The organism is Pandoraea sp. LA3 (assembly GCF_022696215.1).
Lineage (GTDB): Bacteria > Pseudomonadota > Gammaproteobacteria > Burkholderiales > Burkholderiaceae > Pandoraea > Pandoraea capi.
Genome location: NZ_PTPY01000018.1, coordinates 1 through 24,791 on the forward strand (window position 1 = coordinate 1; position 24,791 = coordinate 24,791).

A 24,791-nucleotide genomic window follows, 5' to 3' on the forward strand; every position below is an offset into this window, starting at 1 on the left:
GTCGTCGCTGACCATCTCGCCAAAGCGCTTTCGCCAGGCATAAATCGACGCTTCGCTCACGCCGTGGCGCTTGGCTACTTCAGGCACTGTGTCTCGATCCGCTTCGCGCAGTATCCGCACAATCTGTTCGTCGTTGTACCGACTTTTCTCCTCATCTGAGCTGAGGAGCCATTATCTCTAGATTTCTTTGGTACGAAATTCTCAGGACTGGTCAACAGTGCTATCTGGGAGTGTCGTTGCAGGGCAGCGATATTCGGTCAATTCAATTTCCGAATCGATAGATGCTCACGGCATGAGTAGCGTTATTAATAGCGCATACTTATGGGTGACGAAAGGGCGGTGAATGCGAGATCAACGACTTTCCTGAGGAGATCTAATGGAACGCCGATGGATTCTTATTGCAATGTCGGTGCTAGCGCTGCTAACCCCGATGATAGCGGGGGGGGAGATGCGCGTTGTGGATGGGACGGTGAATGATTATTTCGGTGATGCCAAGGAGGCGGCTTTAGCCCGTGCCGGTGCGCAGGGGAATGCGGGTGAGATCGAGCGGCTGGTTCACCAAGGTGCCAACGTAAACGCGGTTGGAGACAAAAATATGTCTCCGTTGGGATGGGCGTTGGCTGCCAAGAACGTCCGAGGAGTTAAAGCTCTATTGAATTCTGGCGCTAATCCAAATCAGGAGGTGGGCCCGGAGCATGAGATCCACTTGGTTTGGTTGGCGGCGGGATTTGATTCTCCTGACTTGCTAAAGGTGTTGCTAGAGCATGAAGGTGATCCAAATGCACGGCACAAGGGGTTGCTTTTCAATGCGATGCGTCAAGCGGTCATGCATCCGGACAACATGAAACTGTTGGTGGACGCAGGCGCCGACGTCAATGCGGCAGACGCCGTTGGATTTGGCGTCGCACAGATTGCGGCCGGCCTTGGTCAATTTGACGTTGTCGATTACTTACTGGAGCATGGATATCGGCGCGATTTACCGCTCCTGGCTTGGGAGCTGAATGACGGACCTGTTCGGGAAAGCCTGATAGAAAAACGGAAAAAAACGTTGGGTATTCTTAAATCGCTGGGCTATGAACCCCAGCCGGGAGGTCCGCCCAAGCGGGTAGGCATGACGCCGGCTAAGTAAGCCGGACGGTTACGGTGGATATGCATTCGTCTAGGTTCCGTTATGAGACGTTTCATGACAGCCTGAACCGTTGTCGTCTGGGGAGGCCTATACTCGGCTCGTGTCGTAACGGATATGAGCGATATGGATGTTTCCCAACACTACTCCCCCGGCATTAGCTCCTTAGCGGCCCTTCTCGCCGATCCTGGCCGCATGACCATGCTCTGGGCGTTGATGGACGGCTCGGCGCGTCCGGCGGGGGAGTTAGCGCTTGTCGCGGGGCTTTCACCGTCCAGCGCCAGCGGGCATCTAGCTCGCCTCGTCGACGGTGGCGTGCTCGCGCAGGAGTCGCGCGGACGCCATCGTTATTTCCGCATCGCCACGCCTGAGACGGCGGCCGCCATCGAGGCGCTGGCCAGCGCGGTGCTTGCCACGCGAGAGCTTCGGCCGCGTCCGGTGCCGGTAAGTCGCGCGACGCCGGTGCCGTTGCGTCATGCCCGCACCTGCTACGACCACCTCGCCGGGGAAATCGCCGTCGATCTTTTCTCCCGGATGCACGACAGCCGCTGGATCCGGATCGACGGTAGCGACGTCGCACTGACCGACGAGGGCGCGGGCGGGCTGACGGCTCTGGGCGTCGACCTCGATACGGCTCGCGCACGACGCCGTCGTTTCGCCTGCACCTGCCCCGACTGGAGCGAACGCAAGCCGCATCTCGGCGGCGCTTTGGGTGCAGCGCTTCTCAGTACCTGTCTCGACGCCAAATGGCTCGAACCCACACGCGAGGCACGCGCGTTACGCGTCACGCCGCTGGGCGAGCGGAAGCTGTCCGCCATCGCCGTCTGATCCATCGACGCGCAACAAATCCCGTCGCCAAAAAGAAACACCCCGCCGAGATGGGCGGGGTGCGAATGCCTTACCGGACGCTCAGATCAATTGCCCCGATAAGTCGAGTTCATCAATTCGGTCGAGCCGTGCACGTGGCCGCTGACCGGGGTGCCGTAGGTCTTGAGTACCGGATACTGGCTATCGGTCTGGGTGAGCGAGCCTTGCGCATCCATCAGTTCCTGACGCACCTGAGCGCGCGGCACGACCAGCTTTTGGCTATACACGCCCGATTGCCAGAAGAAGTTTTCGCTCGGATAACCGTTGCCGCCAGTGCCTGCGAAAGCGGCCGGAACAGCGGCCAGCCCAAGGGTTGCGGCGATCATCAGATGGGAAAGGGTGCGGGTCATGATTTTTCTCCTGTCATTGCTTCTTCTTGGTGGTCGGCCGGCTCATCTTTGAGTCCGGCACCGCCTACGCCTCTAAGGTAGGACGACCACGTCGCAGGAGTAACCACTTGCGGCGCAACAATGCATTGCAAAGAATGAAAAGCCTCGAAAACCGCTTAAAAAAAGGGTTTCAAGGCTGTTCGAGTGAGACGGTGGAGTTGAGCGATAACTCTAATGAAGATGTTAATAAACAGGAGTGCGACAGGATGACGCAGCCTCCCGTTCAGAACTTGTACCCAACGCCCGCCAGGAAGATATCGCTATCGCGGTCATAGCCGGTGACGACCCGGTTCCATGACACACGTCCGACCCAGTGATCGGCGAAGCGGTACGCCATGCTCATCGTCAGCAGCCCGGCAACGACATTCTGCGCACCGCCCGCCGCGCGATTTTCCTTGTACTTGTTCCACGTTACATACGGCCCGAAGCCGAGGCCGAGGCTGAACCGGTCGTTGAAGAAATCGTCCTTGACCCAGACCTGCGCCGCTGCACCCTGACGGCTGCCGATATCGCTATGCCCCTCGTTGATCAACGACACCGTGCCGTCGAACCAGGGCCCGAAGCCGTGACGATATTCGATGGCTTCCGCCGCTGCATTCTGCGAGTCGAGGCTGTTGACGACGGACAACCCCGCCATCACGGAGAGCACGTCTCCCGTCGGCACGCCGGGCTTCGAGTTGCCTGAGAGCGGCCCGCGCGACGAGGGTTTTTCCAACTGATAACCGACGCCAAGCAGATAAGTGACGGTGTTGATGCTCGACGGCGATTGCACGTAGTTGGCCCGTGCCTGCACATACCAGCGGCTTTCGAAGTACCACGTCGCCGCTACCGAGAACATCGCGCCCCAGCCGTGATCGTCTTCGTAGCGACGTCCGCGACTGCCGGCGACTGTGTCGTAGTAGTGATACGGACCCACGCCGACCGCGACGTCGAAACGCCGGTCGAACAACGGTTGGTGTGCCCACATCTGCACCGCGAAACCGTCACGGTGATGGTCCGGCACGTGGCCTTCGTTCATCCACGTGAAGCTCGTGGCGAAATGCTCGCTCAGCGCCTGACGGTAGTCGAATCCCCACGCGTAGGTGTGGGCATTGTCGTCGTTGCGCGCGTTCATGCCGCCCGCGAAAACGGTTGCTTCCTGTGCCTGCGCAAACGCCGAGGCACCACAAAGCACGCCGGCCATCGCCACGTGCTGCCACCATGGAAAATTGTTCTTCATTGGACTCGCCACTAAGCGGACATTCGCGCGTCGACGAAACACCTGTCGTCGGTACGGTGCCTCTGTCCGGTGGGAAAATCCTAACAAGCGATCGCGACGCCCGGGGGCGTCGAAAGGGGAACGTAAGGCGAAATCGGCGTTACGGCATGTTACGCAGCGGGCCGTTTCGGTGCGTGTAATGGACACATCGGCGTCGCTTCGCCGTGATGACGAAGGCGCTCACGCAGCCCGAATGTCCCGCAAGCCAAGGCATCGCGCCCGTTGGTGTGCGTCAGGCGCGCTCTGCTGCGGCGACGAAAGCTGGCGCGTCTGTCAGTAATACGGCGAGATCGGCCGCGCCCGACTTGACGACGCGGGCCGTACGCTCTCGCGTCGCGGCATCGGTGCCGACCAGCGTGCGCGGTCCGGCAACGCTCAGGGCTGCCAACGGCCTGCCGTGAGGATCGAGCACGGCGGCCGCGCAGGCGTCGATGCCTGCCTCGAAGCCGTCCTGACTCCAGGCGCATCCGGCTTCACGGTCACGGGCCAATTGAGCGTCGAGCACGGCGTAGGTGCGTGCGCTTTGTGCCGTGGCGGCTGCGAGCGGTTCGGCACCGAGCAGGGCGCGGCGGCGCTCGGTGCTCAGATGCGCCAGCAACGCGCGACCCGGCGCCGTCAGATGGGCGGTCACCCGGCTGCCCGCACGAATGTTGCTGACCAGCGGCAGGGCTGGCGTTTCGCACAACAGGTAGCGCACCTGTGCGCCGTCGAGCACCGTCAGATAGCTCGACAGGCCGGTTTCTCCCGTCACCCGGGTGAGCACGCGGCGTGCCGTTGCCAGATGATCTTCACCGGCCAGCGCGCTGGCGGCGAGCGTCAGAAAGCCGAGGCCGAGACGGTGACCGCCGTGCGGTAGGGGTTCGAGCACCCCCTCGACCTGTAACGTCTCGATCAGACGCATGACCGTCACCCGGTTTACCCCGATACGCCGGCCGACGTCGCTCATGTTCGCCGTCGAGCCGCCGTCGGCCACGTAACGCAGCAACTTCAGCGCGCGCATGACCGGTGTCACGAGACCGGTCGGCGCAGTGTCCTGTGCGTCGATGCCGGACGTGCCGGTGGTGAGTGCGTCAGCGGGCGATGCTTTCGTCATGCGTTCGATTCCATTCGTTTGGCGTCGGGCCGGAGAGAGACGGCCCGCGAGACCTCAAGCCGCGAGCGGCACTTGCCATGCGTCATATTCGTAGACCCAGTCGGCGTTGCCGCCTTCCTTGAGCCACTGATTGCCGCGCGAGCCGATCTGCACGCGGGCCGTGCGCTCGCGGCGTGCGGCTTCGTACTTCGCCAGCGCGTCGGCGAGCGTTGCGGCGTCTGCCGTCGGACCGGCTTGTGTCAGGTGGCGAGACAGTACCACAGCATCTTCGATCGCCATGCCCGCGCCCTGCGCCATGAACGGCATCATCGGATGACACGCGTCGCCCAGCAGCGAGACCCGGTCACGCGACCATTGCGGCAGCGGATCGCGCACATACAACGCCGACTTGAGCACGCTGTCGCAGGCGTCGAGCAGTGCGCGGGCTTCCGCATGGTAGTCGGCGTACATGGCGCGCAGCTCGTGCACATCGCCCGGCGCGGTCCACGATTCGAGCGTCCAGCTATCTTGCGGGGTAGTGGCGAACACGAAGATGTCGCGGCCGAGATTGAGCGGGAACGTCACGATCTGGCTAGACGGCGTAGGGCCCCACCACTTCGTGAACGCGCCGAGATTCGGCACACCGCTCAGTTTGTCTGCCGGCACGACCGCGCGATAGGCCACCACGCCGGTGAACTCGGGCGACTCCTTGCCGAACAGGCCCGTGCGCACCACGGAGTGAATGCCATCCGCGCCGATGAGCACGTCGACGTCGTCGTGCGTGCCGTCGGCAAACGTCAGGCGGATGCTGCCGGTCTGACCTTCGCCTGGCGCTTCGAACGACACGAGCTTCTTGCCCAGCGCGATCGATTCGGCCGGCACCGCCTGCTCCAGCGCTTGCAGCAGATCCGCGCGATGCATCGTGAGTTGCGGTGCGCCGTACTTCGTTTGCGCCGTCTGCGCCATCTCCAGACGAGACGTCTCCTCACCCGAGTCCCACGTGCGGCTGATGCGATGGCTCGGCTGTGCGGCCGTCTTGCGCAGTTCGTCGCCGACGCCGAGACCGTCGAGCGCGCGCACGGCGTTCGGCGTCAGGTTGATGTCCGCACCGACCCGGGCGAACTGTGCCGCCTGCTCGTACACGCGCACACGAAACCCTGCGCGCAGCAGACCGATGGCAGCGGCCAGACCGCCGATGCCGGCACCGTTGATGCCGATGAGAGGAGCTTGCATGGGGACATCCTTTAACGAAATTTAACGAAAGAGACGATGAATCGAAAAAATATAACGTTCAAATATGAACATACTGTTCAAATATTATTGTTTTTGATTCGATGGACTGCAACCCCTCCTCGGGTAAATCCTGAGCGCCGGCATCCAGTGCGCAACGCCCGTCGTTCGGGACTTCCGGCAACGCGGATGGGACGGCCGATGCCCTGAAAACACTATGACGATGGTTCACCCGTGGTTCGAAGCCCGCGCGTTATCACGCCAATTTCCGATCATCAATTCGTGTATCTCCGCTGCGAATGTCGCGCGTCTCCTGGCCTAAGCTCCGCATAGTTGGTTTCATAAGTAATCCAACGTTTCACAGGTGGAACGTAATTGGGCGGGCGTGTATGGGGGTGTGACCGGCTGGGCCTGGCCGGTCGATGCGCCATGCCGGACGTATCCATCGTCTTCGAATCATGGAACATCAATGAACGACGGGAGTACACAGATGAAGCGGTTTCCGATGGGGCGGATCCCGGGCATGACGAAGCTGGCGGCGCTCATGCTGCTGGCCGCAGGCGTGCCGGTCGCAGCGCACGCGCAGAGCAACGTCACGCTGTACGGCAGCATGGATGCCGGGGTGGCATTCGTGAACAACCAGGGCGGCAGTTCGAACTGGATCGCGCAACAGGGCGGTTCACAACCGGATCGCTGGGGCTTGCGCGGCGTGGAGGATCTCGGCGGCGGCAATCGCGCCATCTTCCTGCTGGAAAACGGCTTCTCGACGCTCACAGGGAACACCCTCAAGGCCGGCGCGATGTTCAACCGCCAGTCGTGGGTCGGCTTGCAGTCGGACAGGATGGGGACCGTCACCATCGGTCACATGACCTCGTTCAACTTCGACTGGCTGGGCCCGTTCAGCACGGCCTATCTGGGCATGAACTGGTACATGTTCCACCCGGGTAACCTCGATGAACTCGCCAACACGTCCGTCGTGCAGACCGACAACTCGGTGCGCTACGTCACGCCGGACTTCAAGGGGTTCAAGGCCGGCGCGATGATCTCGTTCGGCAACACCACGAACTTCGCCACCGGGCGCAAGTGGAGTGTGGCGGCGAACTACACGAACGGCGGCTTCAAGGCGTCTGCGGTGTACTCGAACGAAAACGACCGCACGCCGAACGTCGCCGTGCTCGGTGGCGCCACGTTCCAGGGGCAGCCTGTCGCGACTTACGCGGCGCAGAACGTCGAAAACATGGGCGCCGGGGTTTCGTATGGCTTCGGGCCGTGGCTGCTGCACGCGTTGTACACGCGCGTGAAACTCCAGTCGCCGGGCGGCAGCGACACGTATCAGGCCTTCGACGGCGGCGTGAACTATGCGACGAGCGTCGCCAACACGATCACCTTCGGTGCGGCCACGACGAACATGTCCGGCAAGCGCTGGACGCAGGTCAGCCTTGGCGATGTCTACGCGTTCTCGAAGCGCACGCAGGTGTACGTGAGCGGGGCCTATCAGCACGCCAGCGGCAATGGCGCGGTCACGGCGATCAACACGATCAGCCCGTCGTCGACGTCCAACCAGCTTGTGATCATGTCGGGTGTGCATCACTCGTTCTGACACGAACTGATTCACCCAGTGGTCTCTCTTGACGCGCCGGCCGGGCTATCGCTCGCCGGCGTTTTTTTATCGCCGAGCGCTCGAGTGTTCCCGCTTCACTCCGATGAATTCGGGTTTCCCCTAGGCAAAAAACAATTTTGACTACGCTTGCCACTCCCTATAATTGATCCATAAGTAAATCAACGTTTCACCAATGAAACGTGATGCGAAAGAGAAAGACAGGCTGGCAAGTCGTGCACGTGAACAGACGCCGCAGACTGCCCGAAGCAAGTTGAACATCCAGAAACACGGTGGTTTCCCATGCTCAGGTCGATTCAGTTGAAGGACGCAAACGTAGCCGAGGCTTATGCCGACGCACGTCAGGCGCAGCCGGCGGCAACGCCGTTGCCGTTCGCTATCGAGTACCGCGGCGTCACGCGTCGGTTCAAAAATCGCCAGGGCAAGGGCGAGATGACGGCCGTCTCGAACGTGTCCATCGGCATCAAGGCCGGTGAGTTCGTCTCGCTGATCGGCCCGAGCGGCTGCGGCAAGAGCACGCTGCTGAACATGGGCGCCGGCCTCTACGCCCCGAGCGAAGGTCAGGTGACGCTCGCCGGCAAGCCGGTGCGCGGCCCGTCGCAACAAGTCGCGTTCATGCTGCAAAAGGATCTGCTCATGCCGTGGCGCTCGATTCAGAAGAACGTCGAGCTGGGCATGCAGATCCGCGGCCGCAGCAAGGCCGAGCGCGCAGAGGTCGCCAAAGCGCTGCTCGCGCGCTGCCATCTCAAGGGTTTCGAGAATCACTATCCGCACCAGTTGTCGGGCGGCATGCGCCAACGTGCGGCGCTCGCACGCACGCTGGCTGTCGAGCCGGACGTGCTGCTCATGGACGAGCCGTTCTCCGCGCTCGACGCGCAGACCAAGATGGTGCTTCAGCAGGATCTTGCGCAGATGCTCGCCTCCGAGGGCAAGACCGCGCTGATGATTACCCACGACCTCGCCGAGGCGATTGCGCTGTCGGATCGTGTGTTCGTGATGAGCGAACGTCCGGGCTCGATCATCGAAGAGATCACCGTCGATCTGCCGCATCGCGACAACCCCATCGAACGCCGCAAGCAGGCCGGGATGAACGAGTACGTCGCGCACCTGATGGAACTGCTCAAGGTCGGTCGCGACGATCACCTCGGTTGATCGCACCGTCGCCCGCACCTGCGAACCACGCACAAGACACTGGAATCTCCGCTATGAAATCCCTCTCCAAAACGCAACTGACTGCTGGCAGCGTCTTGCTGCTGCTGATCTTCGCGGCTGTGTGGCAATGGGGCCCGACGGCGTTCGGCGTACCCGAATTCGTGCTGCCGAAGCTCTCGTCGACCCTTATCGAAGGCGTGCGCATGTTCGAGGTCGAAAACCTATGGCTGCACATCGGCGTGACGGCGCTCGAAGTGATCGCAGGCTTTGTGATCGGTTCGGCACTCGGCGTGCTGATCGGCGTGATTCTCGGCCTCTCGCCCTCGACCGAAGCCATGCTCTCGCCGTACATCCTCGCGTTGCAGATCGCGCCGAAGGTGGCCTTCGCGCCGCTGTTCGTGATGTGGATGGGCTACACCATCTACCCGAAGATCCTCGTCGCCGTGCTGATCGTCTTCTTCCCCGTGATGATCAACGTGCTGGGCGCGGTGCGCTCGGTCGATCCGGACATGGTCAATCTGGTGCGCGCACTGTGCGGCCGTCGCTGGCAGATCTTCCGCTTCGTCGAGTTTCCGTCGGCCATGCAGGCGCTCTTTGCTGGTCTGCGCATCGCCTCGACGCTGGCCGTGATCGGTGTGACCGTCGGTGAACTCGTCGGCGGCGACCGTGGGCTGGGCTACCTGCTCGTGTACGGCGAAGGGCAGGGCAATACCGCGATGGTGTTCGTCGCCATCGCCGGGCTGACCGTCATTGGTATTGCCGCCTACGCGGCCGTGGTCTGGCTGGAACGTCGCGCACTGCATTACGTGCCGCGCGCCGCCATGAACATCGCGTAAGCGCACGACGTCATAAGGAATGCATCGTGAACGAACTGCCCATCCTCGCGCTTGATCCTGCAACGCTTGCGCCGCTCGACGGCAAGAAGCTGCTGATCACCGGCGGCGCTCGCGGGCTCGGCGAAGGTTTCGTGCGTGCGGCCGTCGCGCGCGGCGCACAAGTGACGATCGCCGATATCGCAGTGGAGGCGGGCGAAGCGCTCGCCGCCGAATTGCGTGATGCCGGTCATGCCGTGTCGTTCGTGCGTGTCGATCTGTCGGAACCGGCGTCGGTGGAAGCGGCCGCGCAGGCTGCCGCCCAACGCATGGACGGCATCGACGGCCTCGTCAACAACGGTGCGATCACCAACTCGGGCGGCAAGATGGCCACCGAGTTGAGCATCGAGACGTGGGACGCCGTGATGAACGTCAACGTGCGCGGCACGTGGCTCATGACGATGGCGGCGCTGCCGTTTCTGCGCGCGTCGACGCAGGGGCGTGTCGTGAACATCGCCTCGGATACCGCGCTGTGGGGCGCGCCGCGCCTGCTCGCCTACACCGCGAGCAAGGGCGCCGTGATGTCGATGACGCGCTCGCTCGCCCGCGAACTCGGACCGGACGGCATCACCGTCAACGCCATCGCGCCGGGGCTCGTCGAAGTCGAAGCCACGGCGTACGTGCCGGCCGAGCGTCATCGCCACTATCTGGAGGGTCGTGCGTTGCCGCGTGCACAAGTGCCCGACGACGTGATCGGCCCGGTGCTGTTCCTGCTCTCTGACGCCTCCCGTTTCGTGACCGGTCAGGTTCTGCCGGTCAACGGCGGCTTCGTCATGCCCTGACGAGCCACTCACATTCCGATCTCATTGGTCATGCCTTCAAGGAGTCACACCATGGCGCAAGCCGAAGCAAAAAACACCGCGACGCCGCAGGCCGTCGAAAGCTGGACACAGGCCGAGGGCCAGACGTTCGGCGATTGGCTGGACACCCGCGTGGCGCGTTTCTCGACGCGCAAGTACGACTGGGACGCCCTCAAGTTCCAGGCGGACTACGACCCGAAGTACCGCCGTGCGCAAATGCGCTACGTCGGCACGGGCGGCACCGGTGTGGCCAAGGACATCAACACCGTGCCCGCCGGTCACTTCACGTTCTCCACGATGGTGATTCCGGCCGGCAACATCGGCCCGAGCCACATTCACATGGACGTCGAGGAAATCTTCTTCGTGATGCGCGGAAAGATGAAGGTGATCTGCGAGCGCGACGGGCAGACGTGGGAAGCCATTCTCGGCGAGCGCGACCTGATTTCGGTCCCGCCGGGCGTGTATCGCACGGAAATCAACATCGGTGACGAAGACGCACTGATGTGCGTGATGCTCGGCTCGCAAAAGCCGGTCACGCCGACGTACCCGCCGGACTCGCCGCTCGCGAAGATCAAGCGCGAAGCGAAGTAAGCCCGGCAGAAGTCCGGTGCAACGTGCGCGAAGCGGGATCGCGTCGCGCACGCCGCACCGGCAGGAATTCACCAAGCCAGACGTTCAGCCAGAAGCCATGCAAGTCGAAGCCATTCAGTCCGAAGTACCAGAGATGCCGGAGGATGCCGCCGTCGCCGCACTGCGCGCGCGACTCGACGCCTTTGCGTACCGCACCGTCGCCACGCGCACGGGTACCGTCGGCTATCGCTGCGCGGGCGGCGCGAACGCCGCAGGCCTGCCGGTCGTGATGCTGCACGGCATCGGCTCCGGCGCCGCATCGTGGATCGCACAACTGGACGCCACGGGACTGGACGCCGCCCTGTACGCATGGGATGCCCCGGGTTACGGCCAGACGTCGAACGTCGCCGATGCCGAACCGCACGCCGATGCTTATGCCGATGCGCTCGAAGCCTGGCTCGACGCGCTGGGGCTGGATCGCGTCGCGCTGGTCGGTCATTCGCTGGGCGCGATCATGGCGACGAAGTTCGCGAGCCGGTCGCCGCAGCGCGTGCGCGGACTCTTTCTCTGCTCGCCGGCCAACGGCTATGGCCGTGCGGACGCAGAAGTGCGCGCATCGAAGCGCGATGGCCGTCTGGCGATGCTCGACAAGCTCGGACCGGCAGGCATGGCGCGCGAGCGCAGCGACAACCTCGTTGCACCGGACGCCGCCGATCTGCCGCGCGCCTGGGTGAAGTGGAACATGGCCCGTGTGCTGCCCGTCGGCTACCGGCAGGCGACGCATCTGCTCTCGAACGGCGACGTCGCTGGCGACCTCGCGCAGTACGTCGCTGCCCACGCCGGTCCGGTGGCCGTCGCCGTGGGTGCGCACGACGGCATCACGCCGCCTGCGGCCTGTGAGGCCATCGCCAAAGTGGCGGGCGTACCGCTGCAAATCATCGACGGCGCGGGACACGCGTCGTATATCGAAACGCCGGACGTTCTGAACGCTGCGCTTGCCGCGTGGCTCGGACGTGTTACGGCAGGAGCGCGTTGAGATGGCACCGGTGACACCGAAGCGCGAAGCGCTCATTGAAGACGAAACCTCGCTCGCGTCGACGCAGGTCGATGCGCAGGTCGATGGCGAAGAAGCCGCCGAGGGCATTGAAGGCGCACCGACCGAGTCGCGCTATCTCGTGCCGGGACTGGAGCGCGGGCTGCGCATCCTGACGGAGTTCTCGCCGCGCGAGCCGGTATTCAGCGCACCGGAGTTGTCACAGCGACTGGGGATTCCGCGCACGACCGTCTTCCGCCTGTTGCAGACGCTCGAAGCCATGGGTTTCCTCGAGCGCGCAGGCGGCGAAAAGAATTTCCGTCTGGGCGTGGCCGTGCTGCGTCTGGGCTTCGAGTACCTCAGTTCGCTGGAACTGACGGATCTCGGCATTCCCATCATCGAACGGTTGCGCGACGCCACGCAACTGACCTCGCACATCGTGATTCGCGACGGACGCGACATCGTGTTCGTGGCGAAGGCGCAAAGCGTGGCGGGCGTTTTCAACTCGATCAAGGTGAACGTCGGCACCCGTTTGCCGGCGCACGCCACGGTGCACGGTCACGTGCTGATGGGCGACCTGACGTTGTCCGAGCTGCGCGCGCTGTATCCGGAAAAGACGCTGGAGAAGTTCACGCCGCAAACACCCGAAACGCTTTCCGAGTTGTTCGAGCGCGTACGCGAAGACGCCGAACGTGGCTACGCGGTCTCCGCTTCGTCGTTCGAGCGTGGCATCAGCGTGGTGAGCGCGCCGGTGCGCAACGACGCCGGTCGCATCTGCGCGGCCATCACGGTCACGATTCCGCGCGCCAACATCGATGCGTCGATGCTCGACGCGGGCCTGATCGGACAGGTGCGCGAAGCCGCCGATGCGCTCTCGCACCGTCTGAATTATCGACCGGGCAGCGACGGCCAGACCGCCCCTTACATGAAGTCACTGGGATTGAAATGATCAAGATCGACCTTTCCGCACGCGCGGCACTGGTGACGGGTGGCACATCCGGCATCGGGCTCGCCACCGCCGAGCGTCTGCTCGACGCGGGCGCGGCCGTCGCGATTTGCGGCCGTAACACCGAGCGCCTGGCACAAGCCGAAGCGCATTTGCGCGAGCGTCACCCTGACGCGCGCCTCATCGCTGCGCAATGCAATGTGCTCGACGAGCGCGACGTGGCCGCGCTGGCCGAGCGCATTCGTCGCGAGTTCGGCCGTCTCGACATGCTGGTCAACAACGCCGGTCAGGGGCGTGTCTCGACGTTCGCCGACACGACCGACGACGCCTGGCGCGAAGAGCTCGAACTGAAGTACTTCAGCGTGATCCGGACCACGCGGGCGTGTCTGCCGATGCTGCGCGACGCCGCGCGCGAGACCGGCGACGCCGCCATCGTCTGCGTCAACTCGCTGCTCGCGCTGCAACCGGAGCCGCACATGGTGGCGACCTCGTCGGCGCGCGCCGGCGTGCAGAACCTCGTGCGCTCGATGGCGAGCGAATTCGCCCCCGACGGCGTGCGTGTCAACGCGATCCTGATCGGTCTGGTGGAGTCGGGCCAGTGGCGCCGACGCTTTGCCGCGCAAGGCGAAGGCAAGACGTGGGAAGCGTGGACCGGCGAGCTTGCGCGCAAGAAGCAAATCCAGTTGCAACGTCTGGGCAGGCCTGAAGAGGCGGCCGCAGCGATCTTTTTCCTGGCAAGCCCGCAATCGTCCTATACGACGGGCAGCCACATCGATGTTTCCGGAGGCTTGGCAAGACATGTCTAACAAAACCACCGTCGGCGAAGTCATCGCGGCGTTTCTCGAACAGTGCGGTGTGAAGACCGCATTCGGCGTGATCTCGATTCACAACATGCCGATCCTCGACGCCATCGCGCGTCGCGAAAAGATCCGTTACGTCGGCGCACGCGGCGAAGCCGGCGCCCTGAACATGGCCGACGGCCTGTCGCGGGTGTCCGGTGGTCTGGGCGTGGCGTTCACGAGCACGGGCACTGCCGCCGGCAACGCGGCCGGGGCGATGGTCGAAGCGCTTACCGCCGGCACGCCGGTGCTGCACATCACGGGGCAGATCGAGACTGAGTTCCTCGACCGCGATCTCGCGTACATCCACGAAGCGCCGGATCAACTGAGCATGCTCAACTCGATTTCGAAGGCCGCTTACCGGGTTCGTTGCGTCGACACGGCGCTCTCGACCGTGCGTGAAGCCGTGCGCGCCGCACTCACCGCACCGACCGGTCCGGTCAGCGTCGAGATTCCCATCGACATTCAGGCCGCCGAAATCGACTGGCCGGCCGATCTTGCCGCGCCGCACATCCCGGTGCCGACGCATGACGACGCCCGCGTGGCTGCACTGGCCGACAAGCTGGCGTCGGCCCATCGCCCGCTGCTGTGGCTGGGCGGCGGTGCACGCGGTGCCGAGGGCGCGGTCAAGCGTCTGGTCGAGATGGGCTTCGGTGTCGTGACGAGCGTGCAGGGTCGCGGCATCGTGCCGGAGGACCACGCCGCGACGCTCGGCGCGTTCAACATCCACCCGACGGTCGAGAAGTTCTACAAGACGTGCGACGCCATCGTGGTGGTCGGCTCGCGTCTGCGCGGCAACGAAACGCTCAAGTACAAGCTGGCGCTGCCGCGTCCGCTGTATCGCGTCGACGCCGACGGTCTTGCCGACAATCGCGGCTATCGCAACGACCTGTTCGTTCAGGGTGACGCCGCCGCCGTGCTGAACGCACTGGCGGATCGTCTGCAAGGTCGTCTGTCGGTCGATCCGGCGTTTCATGCCGATCTCGCTGCTGCTCGCGACGCTGCCGTCAAGCAGGTCGCCGAAGGGCTCGGCCCGTATCGCCAGCTCGTGGCGGCCCTGCAAGGCGCGCTCGGTCGCGACTTCAACTGGGTGCGCGACGTCACGATCTCGAACAGCACGTGGGGCAACCGTCTGCTGAAGATCTTCTCGCCGCGCGCCGGTGTGCACGCCTTGGGCGGCGGCATCGGTCAGGGCATGCAGATGGGCATCGGCGCGGCACTCGCGGGCAACGCGAAGAAGACCGTTGCGTTGTGCGGCGACGGTGGCCTGATGGTGAACGTCGGCGAACTCGCCACGGCGGTGCAGGAAAAGGCGCCGGTCGTGATCCTGCTGATGAACGACCAGTGCTACGGCGTGATCCGCAACATTCAGGACGCGCAGTACGGCGGTCGCCGTCACTACGTGCAACTGCATCAGCCGGACTTCGCCGCGTTCTGCGCCAGCCTGCAACTCAAGCACGAGCGCATCACGGCCATCGATCAGGCGGAAGGTGCGGTCGCCCGCGCGGTCGCGCACGACGGTCCGGTGCTGCTCGAAGTCGACATGCTGTCGGTCGGCAGCTTCGCTTCGCATTTTGCCGGCCCGCCGGTACGGGAGCCTGCGAATGCATGAACTGAACCATCGTCCCGTGGATGTGGCGCTGATCGGCTTCGGCGCAATCGGCTCGAAGGTCTACGAGGCGTGCGCGAGCGATCCGTATCTGCGCGTTGGCCACGTGATCGTGCCGGAAGACGCCGCCGAGCGCGTGCGCAGCAGCGTGCGCCAGGGCACCGAAGTGGTGTCGTCGGCGCAGGCGCTGACGAGCCGTCCCGATTTCGTGCTGGAGTGCGCCGGTCATAGCGCACTGTCGGGCCATGTCGTGCCGCTGCTCAAGTCGGGGGTGGACTGTGCGGTGGCATCGATCGGCGCGCTCTCGGATTCGGAATTACTTGCCGCGCTTGAGCAGGCAGCGAAGGACGGCGCTTCCACCGTCACGCTGCTCTCAGGGGCCATCGGCGGAATCGACGCCATTGCCGCCGCCCGCGAAGGCGGTCTGGACGAAGTGCTGTACACCGGCCGCAAGCCGCCGATGGGCTGGCAGGGCACGCCCGCCGAACAGGTCTGCGATCTCGCGTCGATTACCACGGCCACGGTGATCTTCGAAGGCAGCGCGCGCGACGCCGCGCGGCTGTACCCGAAGAACGCCAACGTGGCGGCCACCGTCGCCATCGCCGGTGTGGGTCTCGATGCGACGCGCGTGCGGTTGATCGCCGATCCGGCGACCACGCGCAACGTGCATCACATCGCGGCGCGTGGCGCGTTCGGCGAGATGTCGCTGGAGATGTGCGGCAAGCCGTTGCCGGATAACCCCAAGACCTCTGCGCTGACGGCCTATTCGGCCATTCGCGCGCTGCGCAACCGCGTGGCGAACTGTGTGATCTAGCAGGAAAAGCCTCATGAGCCATCAAGATTTGCTGCAAGGGTTTTCGAGCGACATTCTGGTCGGCGGCGAATGGCGTGCCGGTACCGGCAAGCGCTACCAGAGCCTGTATCCGGCGGACGAAAGCGTCAACGCCGAGATCGCCGCCGCTGGTGCTGACGACGCCGTCGAAGCCGTCGAAGCCGCGGACGCCGCATGGCGTCGCGCCGACTGGGCCGGTCTCAAGCCGCATCAGCGCGCGGCCGTGCTGCACCGCGTGGCAGACGGCATCACGCAACGCGCCGAAGCGCTTGCGCATCTGCAACGCCGCGACAACGGCAAGCCGATCAGCGAGACGCGCGCCCTCGTGGCGAGCGCGGCGGGCACGTTCCGCTACTTCGCCTCGTGTCTCGAGACGCTGGAAGAGACGCTCACGCCGTCGCGCGGCGACTTCCTGACGATGAGCGTGCACGAGCCGCTGGGCGTGGTGGCCGCCATCACACCGTGGAACTCGCCGATTGCCTCCGACGCGCAGAAGCTTGCCCCGGCACTGGCCGCCGGTAACGCCGTCGTGCTCAAGCCGGCGGAAGTCACGCCGCTCGCGTCGCTCGAACTCGGCCGCATCTGCGAGGCCGCCGGTGTACCGCGTGGCGTGCTGTCGGTGCTGCCGGGCAAGGGCTCGGTCATCGGCGACATTCTGGTGCGTCATCCGAAAGTGAAGAAGGTGGCGTTCACGGGCGGTACCGAAGTCGGTCGCGGCATTGCCCGTCTGGCGGCGGAAAAGCTCATGCCGGTGTCGCTGGAACTGGGCGGCAAGTCGCCGACCATCGTGTTCGAAGACGCCGACATCGACCATGCCGTGGCCGGTGTGCTCTACGGCATCTTCAGTTCGTCGGGCGAATCGTGCATCGCCGGCTCGCGTCTGTTCGTCCACAAGACAATTTTCGACACGTTCGTCGAGCGTCTCGTCGCCGGGGCGAAGCAGTTGCGCGTGGGCGATCCGCTGCGCGAAGACACGCAGATGGGACCGCTGGTCACGTCGGCACATCGCGAATCGATCGAACGTTACGTTGCGATCGGTCTGGAAGAGGGCGGGCGTCTGCTGTGTGGCGGAGAGCGTCCGGTGGGCGATCGTCGCGAGCAGGGGTACTTCTATGCGCCGACCATCATCGCGGGGCTGACGAATCAGGCGCGCATGGTGCAGGAAGAAATCTTCGGGCCGGTGCTGGCCGTGCTGCCGTTCGAGAACGAAGACGATCTGCTGCGCGAAGCCAATGACAGCGTCTACGGGCTGGCCGCAGGTATCTGGACGCGCGACTACAAGCGCGCCTGGCGCATGGGCCGCGCGTTGGAGACGGGCACTGTCTGGATCAACACGTACAAGCAGTTCTCGATCTCGACGCCGTTCGGCGGCTGGAAGGAAAGCGGCATGGGCCGCGAGAAGGGACGTCTGGGGCTGCTCGAATACACGAACCAGAAGAGCCTTTACTGGGGCATGAACGATCACCCGCTCGCATGGGCGGGTCAGGTCTGACGTGGGTAGCGAATGGTGGCAAGCCGCGATGCACGGGGCATCGCGGTCATCCGAAACTTGAGCGAGGCAAAGATATGTTGTCGATTTTCCGTGCATCGTTGGCGCGTCGCGCCTTCCTGACGGCAGGCCTGTGCGCCGTGGCCGGACTCGCGGGCGTGGCCGCACCGGTCATGGCCCAGCAGCCGGCGCCCCAGCAGATCACCTATCTGCTCCCGGCACCGGCGAACCTGCCGGCGTTCGCGCCGCTGATGCTGGCCGAGAAGAAGGGCTACTACGCCGCCGAAGGTCTGTCGGTTCGCTGGTTGACGGTGCAGGGCGGTGCCGACGTCGGCAAGCAGCTCGCCTCGGGTAACGGCGATCTGGGCGGCGGTCTGGGTGACACGCCGATCGTGCTGCGTCCGAACGGCATTCCGATCAAGGGCGTGGCGCTGCTCGGCGGTCGCACGCTGCACCAGCTGGTCGTGCGCGACGACGCGAACATCAAGTCGCCCGCCGACCTGAAGGGCAAGACCATCACTGTGCTGGCTTATCAGGACACGGGCTTCTACGCCACGCTGGGTCTGCTCGCGTCCGCCGGTCTCACGCGTAACGACGCCCGCATTCAGGGCGCCGGTCCCGCCGGCGTGTGGCAGCAGGTCGCCACCGGCAAGGCCGAAGTCATGGTCGGCACGCCGGAGTGGGCGCAGAACATCGAAGACGCTGGCGTGAAGGTCACCATGACGTCGACCGACAAGTACTTCCCGGGCATGGCGCAGGCGATTCTGGCCTCGGACAAGACCATTGCCGAGAAGCCGGAGATGATCCGCAAGTTCGTGCGCGCGACGGTCAAGTCGGTCGCCGAAATCATGCGTGATCCGGCGGGCGCCGCGAAGGAATACTGCGCCACGGTGCCTGGCTACAAGGGCAAGGAAGCCGAGATCGAGAAGATCCTCACGTACTACGCCCGCAATGTGTACCCGGGGCAACAGCGTCTGGGGGCATTCGACCCGGCACGTGTGACGAAGCTGCAAGACTTCTACGCGCAGGAGAAGGTCATTCGCGAGAAGTCGAAGGTGGACGATCTGTTCACCAACCAGTTCGTGCAGTAAGGCGAGGCCAGCGATGAGTGATACCGCACCGGCTGCTGCCCAATCCGAAATGATGTTGCTGACGGTGTTCCTGCGTCACGATCAGTCGAACAATCTCGACGATTTTCAGGAGCGCCTGAAGGCGGCCGAATGGTGGGAACGCTTTCCGCCCGCCGGCGTGAAGGTGGTGTCCTGGACGGTGGCGATGGGTTTCGGCCAGATCGTCACGCTGGAATTGCCGCCGCACTTGCTGCCCGCGGTAAACGTCGAGCTGGAGCGCTCGGCGTGGGGCGTGTTCCGCACCGAATGCTATCCGACTTACGACTTTGTACCCGTGCACGCGCGCATTCGCGAACGGGTTCGCAATGGAGGGAAATGATGGACCGTTATCTCGAACCGCACCAGGCGCGTCGCCACGTGCCGACGCAGTATGAAAGCCTGCTGGGCGACGCCATCGAGCGCGCCTACGCCGCCGGCACGCACGATCTCGCAGGCCTCGTCGCCTATCTGAATCGCACCGGCCCCGGCCCGCAGGACGGCGACGTGTGGACGGAAGACGTCTACAAAGCGCAGATCGCCCGACTGGCCGAAGAGTAAATACATCAGACAGCGCGATCGTCGCCCGCCGCGCAGGCGTTGGCGGGCGATGCGCGCGATGGAGACGTCCCCCATGACTACGCAACAGCCCATTCTTACCGCCGACGCCATTCTGGAGCGCGGCCTGAAAAACCTCTGGTACCCGATCTGCCCGTCGGGCATGATCGGCCGCGAGCCGGTCTCGCTGCGCCGCCTCGGCAAGAAGCTCGTGTTCTGGCGCGATCAGGACAATCAGGTGCATGCGCTCGACGATCACTGCCCGCACCGTGGCGCCCCGCTGTCGAAGGGCATCGTGATGGGCGACCGCATCGCGTGCGGCTATCACGGCGTGCAGGTGCGCTGCGACGGCACCGTCATGCGTGTGCCGGGCAGCCCGGGCTGCAAGCTCGAAGGCTCGCGCCCGACGCAGGCGTACCACATCGTCGAGCGTAACGATGCCGTCTGGCTCTACAACGCCACCGAGAACATCGACACGCCGCCCCCGCTCGTGCTGCCCGAAGAACTCGACGCCGACGGTGAATTTTCCTCGTTCCTTTGCTACACGGAATGGAAGGGCGACTACCGTTACGTGCTCGATAACGTGATGGACCCGATGCACGGCACGTATCTGCACAAGCAGTCGCACTCGATGGCCGAGGGCGACAACTCGGCGGCGTTCCGCATTCGCGACACCGATCGTGGCTTCGTGTTCGAGAAGGAAGGCCAGCGCGACGTGAACTTCGACTGGACCGAATGGGCGGACACCGGCACGCACTGGATGCGTCTTGAAATTCCGTATCCGAAGACGGGCGGCCCCGGTGGCAACTTCGTGATCGTGGGCAGCTACACGCCGATTTCGCCGACGCTCGCCGCCGTGTTCCACTGGCGTTGCCGCAAGCTCGACGGCTGGCAGCGCGACACGTGGCGCTTCCTGTATCGCAACCGTCTGGAAGCGCGTCACTGGGCCGTGCTGGAGCAGGACCGTGTGATGCTCGAAGACATGGAGCCGGACGCCAACCAGAACGAACATCTGTACCAGCACGACATGGGCATCGTGCGTCTGCGTCGCCACCTGAAGAATCTGGCGAAGGCGGAACTCGAACGTCTCCAGCAAGGCAAGGCATAACGGGTACGGAGCGCACGATAAGCATGCAGATCGATCCACCTCTCAAGGCCGAGCGCATCCGCGCGCAAGCCGTGCCCGACCTGGGCACGGCGACGTGGAGCAACGGCATTCGCTTCGGCAACGAGATTCTCCTGTCGGGCATGACGGCGCATCCGGCCACGCGCGATGCGAAAGCGCCGCTCTCGACTTACGAGCAGACGCTCGTCGTGCTCGGCAAGATTCGCGCGCTGGTTGAGGCGGGCGGCGGTCGTCACGCGAACATCTACAAGCTCGTGGTGTACGTGACCGACATCGCGGACAAGGATGAGGTCGGGCGCGCCCGTCGCGAGTTCTTTGCGGATGTGGCGGACAACGGCGGTGCGTATCCGTGCTCGACGCTGGTGGCCGTCAGCGCGCTGGTGTTTCCGGAATTGCGTGTGGAGATCGAGGCGTTCGCGCGTCTCGACATCGATTTGTCCGTGGCGGGCTGACCCGCGCGGCCATCAAGAAGAGCAGCAACATCAGAGAGCGGTGTTATGAGCAAGTCAAACCTGTCGGCAATGGTGCGCACGCTTCGCTTCGAGGCGGCAGGCATCATGAGCATCGAACTCGTGCCTGTGGCGGGCCGCGCCATGGCCCTCCCGGCCTTCCCAGCCTTCACGCCGGGGGCGCACATCGATCTGCATTTGCCGAGCGGGCTGGTGCGCAGCTACTCGCTCGTGAACGCGCCCGGTGAGACCAACCGCTACGTGCTCGGCATTCTGGCCGACCCGAAGAGCCGGGGCGGCTCGCGTTTCATCCACGATAACTTCCGCGTCGGCATGACGCTGGAGATTTCCGAACCGCGCAATCACTTCGAACTCGTTGAGAGCGCTGAGCACACGGTGCTGGTGGCGGGCGGCATCGGCGTCACCCCGATCCTGTGCATGTATCGCCGTCTGCGCGCGCTGGGGCGCAACGTCAAGTTGCTGTACTGCGCGCGCACGGCGTCGCAAGCGGCCTTCGTCGATGAATTGAACGCGCTGGGCGGCGATGTGACGTACCACTTCGACGAGCAGCACGACGGCAAGCCCGCGTCGCTCGCGGCATTTCTGGCGGACCAACCGGCAGGCACGCATGCGTACTGCTGCGGACCCGGTGTGATGCTCGATGCCTTCGAAGCAGCGTGTGCAGAGACGGGTATCGCCAACGTACACATCGAGCGCTTCGCCGCCGCGCCGGACGCGCCGCCGCCGGCAACGTCCGAGGGCTATGTCGTCACCCTCGCGAAGTCCGGCAAGGACATCGCGGTGCCGGCCGGTGCGACGCTGCTCGACACCTTGCTTGCTGCCGGTATCGACGCCGAACATAGCTGCATGGAAGGCGTGTGCGGCGCGTGCGAGACGCGCGTGCTCGACGGATGTCCCGATCATCGCGACTCGGTGCTCAGTGCATCGGAGCGCGCGTCGAACAAGGTCATGATGATCTGCGTGTCCGGTTGCAAGGGCGACCGTCTGACGCTGGATCTGTGAATCTCCTGACCCAGACCTTTTTTACGAGACTGTCATGACGATTCTTGGCATCGAACAAATTACCTACGGGGTCACCGACCTCGACACTTGCCGCCGGTTTCTCGCCGACTGGGGCCTGACCGAAGTGGCGGCCGACGCCAATGGTGCGCACTTCGAAACGCTCAACGGCTGCCGCGTGCTGGCGGTGCGCCACGACGATCCGTCGTTGCCGCGCGCCATGGAAGACGGCCCCACGCTGCGCGAGGTGACGTGGGGCGTGACGACGGCTGAGGAAGTCGCCGCCGTTGCCGACCGTCTCGCCGACCAGCCGGGTTACTTCTTCAAGGATGGTGCGACGGGTTGTATCGACCCGAACGGGCTGGCCGTGCGAGTGACGGTGACGACCAAGCGAGCGCTCGACGTGCAGGGCGCGCCGACCAATCCGTGGGGACTGCCGGCACAACGCGTAAATACGCCGAGTCCGGTGTATGAGCGTGCGCAACCGATCGAAGTCGGTCACGTGGTGTTCTTCACGAATGCGCTGGCGGCGACGCAGGCGTTCTACGAAGACAAGCTCGGCTTCGAGTTGTCCGATCGCTATCCGGATCGCGGCGCCTTCATGCGGTGCGCGCCGCATGGCGGCCACCACGATCTGTTCCTGCTGGCGCTACCCAACGGCAAACGCGGCCTGAATCACGTGGCGTTCACCGTGCGCGATATCCACGAAGTGTTCGGCGGCGGCATGCACATCGACCGTTGCGGCTGGGAAACCCAGTTGGGACCGGGCCGTCACCCGATTTCGTCGGCGTATTTCTGGTACTTCAAGAACCCATGCGGTGCACTTATCGAGTACTACGCGGACGAGGATATTCTCACGCCGGAATGGCAGCCGCGCGACTTCGAGCCGGGACCGACGGTGTTCGCGGAGTGGGCCGTGGATGGCGGGCTGGATGGCAATACGCGTCGCCAGAAGAAGGGTGGCGAAGCGCCGACCGGCAAGTTCATGACCGACACGGCCAAGCGCTGAGTCGGTAAATCGTAGACGCGTCGGACCTGGGGGACGGCGCGTCTGCCTTCGCGAGTTGTCGCGAGAAGCGGGGACCGGCGTGTGATGGGGCGGTCGTGCTGGCCGTGCGTCACGCGCCGGCGACCGTGTCGTCGGCGCGCAGACATTGGGGGCAGCAGCCCCCATGAGGCAACTTACTTGGCCAGTTCTGCGTCGATGGCGGAGACCAGACGCGGATCGTCGGCCTTCACGTCCGGCGAGAAACGGGCCACGACCTGACCGTTGCGGCCGACCAGGAACTTCTCGAAGTTCCACAGCACGTCGGCGCGGTTCTCGCGCTCGACGCCAAATCCCTTCAGACGCTCGCGGAACGGGCCTTCGCCGATGGCTTCAGGTTGCGCGTCGACGAGTGCCGTATAAAGCGGGTGACGGTCGTCGCCCAGCGCCGAGAGCTTGGCGAACAGCGGGAAGGTGACGTTGTATTGCGTGGTGCAGAACTCCAGGATCTCGGCGTCGGTACCCGGCTCCTGACCCTTGAAGTTGTTGGCGGGGAACGCCAGCACTTCCAGACCGGCAGCGCGCTTGTCTTCGTAAAGGCGCTCAAGTCCTTCGTATTGCGGCGTCAGGCCGCACTTCGATGCGACGTTCACGACCAGACGCACTTTGCCTGCGTAATCGGCCAGCGTGGCGGACGAGCCGTCGTTACGGTTGACGGCGATGGTTTCGATGTTCGTGCTCATGAAAATTCCTGTCGATGGAGAGGGGCAGCAAGTGACCACAGCGGGTCCGGCGAGTGTAGCGTAAGCCCGCCGGACGTGCTGAGCGTCGCTCGGCGCTAGTGCATGTTTGCGGTGCCTGTCATATCCGGCACGTCGGGTGCGCCCGCATCGAGCAGATCGCGTGTGCGCCGCCCGAAGGCGCGTGGCGTGTCGCCCGCCCAGCGCTTGAACGCCCGCGAGAACGCCTTCTCCGAGGTATAGCCGACCTTGTCAGCGACTTCCGCCACGCGCAGCGTGCGCGTCGCCAGCGCCTCGGCTGCGAGATGCATGCGCACGCCCGTCAGATGCGCCATCGGCGCGCTACCGACCAGCGTCGTGAAGCGTGCGACGAAACGCGAACGCGACATGCCCGCCAGCTCCGCCAGTTGACGCACATCCCAAGGGGCAGCGGGTTCGCGATGAATGGCGAGCACTGCACGTCCTACCTGCTTGTCGAGCAATCCCTTGAGCCAGTGGGCGCCCACGCGTTCGTTCTGCAACACGTGCGCGCGCACCATCTGGACACACAGCACGTCGGACAGACGCGCGGCCGCAATCATCCAGCCGGGCTTGCATGCCATCGACTCCTCGATGAAGGTCTGTAACGTCGCTTTGAGCCATGGGGCGACTGCGGGGTCGTCATGGCGGATGTGAATGATGGGCGGGAGGATCGCGAAGATCGGATGCCGGTGCGCGGAGGCGAATCCCACGATGGCGGTATGCAATTCACACAGCGGGCCGTCGGCACCGACGACCATCGCCAGCGGCGTGTCGGAGCGTGGCGTAATGCCGCGCTCGGCGAGCAGGTCGTTGAACGGGACGGCGGGTACGTCCGGCGTGCTCGACATGCGATGCGCGCTGCCGTGCGGCAACAACACGACGTCGCCCTCCCGGATATACACGGGGTCTTCCCCTTCGACATGAAGCCAGCACGACGCCCCACGGCAGATCCGGAAGGGGATGCCCTGCACGGCCTCCTTATCGAACGCCCACGGCGCGTGCAGTGTGAAGTGACCGGTAACGACGGCGGCGGCGTGCACATCCGCCAGAACTTCGCTCAGTTGATCCATGACGTCTCGCATTA

26 protein-coding genes are annotated in these 24,791 nt (G+C 64.3%); 20 read left to right on the forward strand and 6 right to left on the reverse strand.

Annotated features, from left to right (window positions below; all coding sequences use genetic code 11):
- The first annotated feature begins 376 nt into the window (after positions 1-376).
- Positions 377-1,129, forward strand: coding sequence for an ankyrin repeat domain-containing protein (locus C5N93_RS02665; RefSeq protein ID WP_242558162.1), 753 nt, complete (start codon positions 377-379; stop codon positions 1,127-1,129).
- A 123-nt stretch (positions 1,130-1,252) separates the two neighbouring features.
- A complete protein-coding gene (locus C5N93_RS02670; RefSeq protein WP_242558163.1) occupies positions 1,253-1,954 on the forward strand; it encodes a winged helix-turn-helix domain-containing protein in 702 nt (233 codons plus the stop codon).
- 86 nt (positions 1,955-2,040) lie between these two features.
- Here the strand turns inward: C5N93_RS02670 and C5N93_RS02675 are convergent, their stop codons facing one another.
- From C5N93_RS02675 to C5N93_RS02690, 4 genes are all read right to left on the reverse strand, one after another.
- Complete coding sequence (locus C5N93_RS02675; RefSeq protein ID WP_242558164.1) at positions 2,041-2,343, reverse strand: DUF4148 domain-containing protein; 303 nt, start codon at positions 2,341-2,343, stop codon at positions 2,041-2,043.
- Between the two features lie 262 nt (positions 2,344-2,605).
- Positions 2,606-3,601: a hypothetical protein gene (locus C5N93_RS02680; protein ID WP_242558165.1), complete on the reverse strand. Its 996-nt coding sequence runs from the start codon at positions 3,599-3,601 to the stop codon at positions 2,606-2,608.
- Between the two features lie 271 nt (positions 3,602-3,872).
- Positions 3,873-4,733 (reverse strand): IclR family transcriptional regulator, encoded by an 861-nt coding sequence (locus tag C5N93_RS02685; protein WP_242558166.1) that lies wholly within the window; start codon positions 4,731-4,733, stop codon positions 3,873-3,875.
- 54 nt (positions 4,734-4,787) lie between these two features.
- The gene (locus C5N93_RS02690) at positions 4,788-5,945 is read right to left on the reverse strand and encodes an FAD-dependent monooxygenase (protein ID WP_242558167.1); all 1,158 of its coding nucleotides are present in this window, start codon (positions 5,943-5,945) and stop codon (positions 4,788-4,790) included.
- A gap of 520 nt (positions 5,946-6,465) precedes the next feature.
- Here C5N93_RS02690 and C5N93_RS02695 point away from each other — a divergent pair.
- The 18 genes from C5N93_RS02695 (at position 6,466) to C5N93_RS02780 (ending at position 22,970) form a co-directional block, all read left to right on the forward strand.
- A complete protein-coding gene (locus C5N93_RS02695) occupies positions 6,466-7,542 on the forward strand; it encodes a porin (protein ID WP_242558228.1) in 1,077 nt (358 codons plus the stop codon).
- 300 nt (positions 7,543-7,842) lie between these two features.
- On the forward strand, positions 7,843-8,712 hold the full coding sequence (locus tag C5N93_RS02700; RefSeq protein ID WP_242558168.1) for an ABC transporter ATP-binding protein: 870 nt from the start codon (positions 7,843-7,845) through the stop codon (positions 8,710-8,712).
- A gap of 53 nt (positions 8,713-8,765) precedes the next feature.
- Positions 8,766-9,548: an ABC transporter permease gene (locus C5N93_RS02705; RefSeq protein WP_150722591.1), complete on the forward strand. Its 783-nt coding sequence runs from the start codon at positions 8,766-8,768 to the stop codon at positions 9,546-9,548.
- 26 nt (positions 9,549-9,574) lie between these two features.
- Positions 9,575-10,366 (forward strand): SDR family oxidoreductase, encoded by a 792-nt coding sequence (locus tag C5N93_RS02710; RefSeq protein WP_150722590.1) that lies wholly within the window; start codon positions 9,575-9,577, stop codon positions 10,364-10,366.
- A gap of 51 nt (positions 10,367-10,417) precedes the next feature.
- A complete protein-coding gene (locus tag C5N93_RS02715; protein ID WP_150722589.1) occupies positions 10,418-10,975 on the forward strand; it encodes a cupin domain-containing protein in 558 nt (185 codons plus the stop codon).
- Positions 10,976-11,072: 97 nt separating this feature from the next.
- Positions 11,073-11,990 carry an alpha/beta fold hydrolase gene (locus C5N93_RS02720; protein ID WP_242558169.1) on the forward strand — a complete coding sequence of 306 codons (918 nt, stop codon included), beginning with the start codon at positions 11,073-11,075 and terminating at the stop codon, positions 11,988-11,990.
- A gap of 1 nt (position 11,991) precedes the next feature.
- Positions 11,992-12,936, forward strand: a complete 945-nt coding sequence (locus tag C5N93_RS02725; protein ID WP_242558170.1) for an IclR family transcriptional regulator — start codon at positions 11,992-11,994, stop codon at positions 12,934-12,936.
- Positions 12,933-13,739 carry an SDR family oxidoreductase gene (locus C5N93_RS02730; RefSeq protein WP_242558171.1) on the forward strand — a complete coding sequence of 269 codons (807 nt, stop codon included), beginning with the start codon at positions 12,933-12,935 and terminating at the stop codon, positions 13,737-13,739. Before C5N93_RS02725 ends, C5N93_RS02730 begins: the two co-directional genes overlap by 4 nt.
- On the forward strand, positions 13,732-15,384 hold the full coding sequence (locus C5N93_RS02735) for a thiamine pyrophosphate-binding protein (protein WP_242558172.1): 1,653 nt from the start codon (positions 13,732-13,734) through the stop codon (positions 15,382-15,384). The genes C5N93_RS02730 and C5N93_RS02735 overlap by 8 nt, the downstream gene beginning before the upstream one ends.
- Complete coding sequence (locus tag C5N93_RS02740) at positions 15,377-16,195, forward strand: aspartate dehydrogenase (protein WP_242558173.1); 819 nt, start codon at positions 15,377-15,379, stop codon at positions 16,193-16,195. Before C5N93_RS02735 ends, C5N93_RS02740 begins: the two co-directional genes overlap by 8 nt.
- Before the next feature lie 13 nt (positions 16,196-16,208).
- The gene (locus tag C5N93_RS02745; protein WP_242558174.1) at positions 16,209-17,705 is read left to right on the forward strand and encodes an aldehyde dehydrogenase; all 1,497 of its coding nucleotides are present in this window, start codon (positions 16,209-16,211) and stop codon (positions 17,703-17,705) included.
- A 74-nt stretch (positions 17,706-17,779) separates the two neighbouring features.
- Positions 17,780-18,793: an ABC transporter substrate-binding protein gene (locus tag C5N93_RS02750; protein WP_242558175.1), complete on the forward strand. Its 1,014-nt coding sequence runs from the start codon at positions 17,780-17,782 to the stop codon at positions 18,791-18,793.
- A gap of 13 nt (positions 18,794-18,806) precedes the next feature.
- Positions 18,807-19,151: a hypothetical protein gene (locus C5N93_RS02755; RefSeq protein WP_242558176.1), complete on the forward strand. Its 345-nt coding sequence runs from the start codon at positions 18,807-18,809 to the stop codon at positions 19,149-19,151.
- Positions 19,151-19,369 carry a recombinase-like helix-turn-helix domain-containing protein gene (locus C5N93_RS02760; RefSeq protein ID WP_139133048.1) on the forward strand — a complete coding sequence of 73 codons (219 nt, stop codon included), beginning with the start codon at positions 19,151-19,153 and terminating at the stop codon, positions 19,367-19,369. Before C5N93_RS02755 ends, C5N93_RS02760 begins: the two co-directional genes overlap by 1 nt.
- Before the next feature lie 73 nt (positions 19,370-19,442).
- The gene (locus C5N93_RS02765) at positions 19,443-20,474 is read left to right on the forward strand and encodes an aromatic ring-hydroxylating dioxygenase subunit alpha (RefSeq protein ID WP_069340663.1); all 1,032 of its coding nucleotides are present in this window, start codon (positions 19,443-19,445) and stop codon (positions 20,472-20,474) included.
- A gap of 23 nt (positions 20,475-20,497) precedes the next feature.
- Positions 20,498-20,944, forward strand: a complete 447-nt coding sequence (locus tag C5N93_RS02770) for a RidA family protein (protein WP_242558177.1) — start codon at positions 20,498-20,500, stop codon at positions 20,942-20,944.
- A gap of 45 nt (positions 20,945-20,989) precedes the next feature.
- Entirely contained in the window at positions 20,990-21,964 is a 975-nt protein-coding gene (locus C5N93_RS02775) for a PDR/VanB family oxidoreductase (protein WP_242558178.1), read from the forward strand.
- A 34-nt stretch (positions 21,965-21,998) separates the two neighbouring features.
- A complete protein-coding gene (locus C5N93_RS02780) occupies positions 21,999-22,970 on the forward strand; it encodes a VOC family protein (RefSeq protein ID WP_242558179.1) in 972 nt (323 codons plus the stop codon).
- A gap of 173 nt (positions 22,971-23,143) precedes the next feature.
- On the opposite strand, the gene C5N93_RS02785 is transcribed toward C5N93_RS02780, so the two are convergent.
- Both C5N93_RS02785 and C5N93_RS02790 read right to left on the reverse strand, forming a co-directional pair.
- Positions 23,144-23,689 carry a glutathione peroxidase gene (locus tag C5N93_RS02785; protein ID WP_242558180.1) on the reverse strand — a complete coding sequence of 182 codons (546 nt, stop codon included), beginning with the start codon at positions 23,687-23,689 and terminating at the stop codon, positions 23,144-23,146.
- A 95-nt stretch (positions 23,690-23,784) separates the two neighbouring features.
- Positions 23,785-24,777 carry an AraC family transcriptional regulator gene (locus tag C5N93_RS02790; protein WP_242558181.1) on the reverse strand — a complete coding sequence of 331 codons (993 nt, stop codon included), beginning with the start codon at positions 24,775-24,777 and terminating at the stop codon, positions 23,785-23,787.
- Positions 24,778-24,791 lie beyond the last annotated feature (14 nt).

Excerpts from the sequence above, each read along its gene's own strand:
- C5N93_RS02680 (WP_242558165.1), bottom strand. The coding sequence starts at position 3,601 with ATGAAGAACAATTTTCCATGGTGGCAGCACGTGGCGATGGCCGGCGTG.
- C5N93_RS02720 (WP_242558169.1), top strand. The coding sequence starts at position 11,073 with ATGCAAGTCGAAGCCATTCAGTCCGAAGTACCAGAGATGCCGGAGGAT.
- C5N93_RS02745 (WP_242558174.1), top strand. The coding sequence starts at position 16,209 with ATGAGCCATCAAGATTTGCTGCAAGGGTTTTCGAGCGACATTCTGGTC.
- C5N93_RS02665 (WP_242558162.1), top strand. The coding sequence starts at position 377 with ATGGAACGCCGATGGATTCTTATTGCAATGTCGGTGCTAGCGCTGCTA.
- C5N93_RS02780 (WP_242558179.1), top strand. The coding sequence starts at position 21,999 with ATGACGATTCTTGGCATCGAACAAATTACCTACGGGGTCACCGACCTC.
- C5N93_RS02705 (WP_150722591.1), top strand. The coding sequence starts at position 8,766 with ATGAAATCCCTCTCCAAAACGCAACTGACTGCTGGCAGCGTCTTGCTG.
- C5N93_RS02730 (WP_242558171.1), top strand. The coding sequence starts at position 12,933 with ATGATCAAGATCGACCTTTCCGCACGCGCGGCACTGGTGACGGGTGGC.
- C5N93_RS02675 (WP_242558164.1), bottom strand. The coding sequence starts at position 2,343 with ATGACCCGCACCCTTTCCCATCTGATGATCGCCGCAACCCTTGGGCTG.
- C5N93_RS02670 (WP_242558163.1), top strand. The coding sequence starts at position 1,253 with ATGGATGTTTCCCAACACTACTCCCCCGGCATTAGCTCCTTAGCGGCC.
- C5N93_RS02685 (WP_242558166.1), bottom strand. The coding sequence starts at position 4,733 with ATGACGAAAGCATCGCCCGCTGACGCACTCACCACCGGCACGTCCGGC.
- C5N93_RS02750 (WP_242558175.1), top strand. The coding sequence starts at position 17,780 with ATGTTGTCGATTTTCCGTGCATCGTTGGCGCGTCGCGCCTTCCTGACG.
- C5N93_RS02715 (WP_150722589.1), top strand. The coding sequence starts at position 10,418 with ATGGCGCAAGCCGAAGCAAAAAACACCGCGACGCCGCAGGCCGTCGAA.
- C5N93_RS02790 (WP_242558181.1), bottom strand. The coding sequence starts at position 24,777 with ATGGATCAACTGAGCGAAGTTCTGGCGGATGTGCACGCCGCCGCCGTC.
- C5N93_RS02765 (WP_069340663.1), top strand. The coding sequence starts at position 19,443 with ATGACTACGCAACAGCCCATTCTTACCGCCGACGCCATTCTGGAGCGC.
- C5N93_RS02770 (WP_242558177.1), top strand. The coding sequence starts at position 20,498 with ATGCAGATCGATCCACCTCTCAAGGCCGAGCGCATCCGCGCGCAAGCC.
- C5N93_RS02760 (WP_139133048.1), top strand. The coding sequence starts at position 19,151 with ATGGACCGTTATCTCGAACCGCACCAGGCGCGTCGCCACGTGCCGACG.
- C5N93_RS02725 (WP_242558170.1), top strand. The coding sequence starts at position 11,992 with ATGGCACCGGTGACACCGAAGCGCGAAGCGCTCATTGAAGACGAAACC.
- C5N93_RS02695 (WP_242558228.1), top strand. The coding sequence starts at position 6,466 with ATGACGAAGCTGGCGGCGCTCATGCTGCTGGCCGCAGGCGTGCCGGTC.
- C5N93_RS02775 (WP_242558178.1), top strand. The coding sequence starts at position 20,990 with ATGAGCAAGTCAAACCTGTCGGCAATGGTGCGCACGCTTCGCTTCGAG.
- C5N93_RS02755 (WP_242558176.1), top strand. The coding sequence starts at position 18,807 with ATGAGTGATACCGCACCGGCTGCTGCCCAATCCGAAATGATGTTGCTG.
- C5N93_RS02735 (WP_242558172.1), top strand. The coding sequence starts at position 13,732 with ATGTCTAACAAAACCACCGTCGGCGAAGTCATCGCGGCGTTTCTCGAA.
- C5N93_RS02740 (WP_242558173.1), top strand. The coding sequence starts at position 15,377 with ATGCATGAACTGAACCATCGTCCCGTGGATGTGGCGCTGATCGGCTTC.
- C5N93_RS02785 (WP_242558180.1), bottom strand. The coding sequence starts at position 23,689 with ATGAGCACGAACATCGAAACCATCGCCGTCAACCGTAACGACGGCTCG.
- C5N93_RS02690 (WP_242558167.1), bottom strand. The coding sequence starts at position 5,945 with ATGCAAGCTCCTCTCATCGGCATCAACGGTGCCGGCATCGGCGGTCTG.
- C5N93_RS02700 (WP_242558168.1), top strand. The coding sequence starts at position 7,843 with ATGCTCAGGTCGATTCAGTTGAAGGACGCAAACGTAGCCGAGGCTTAT.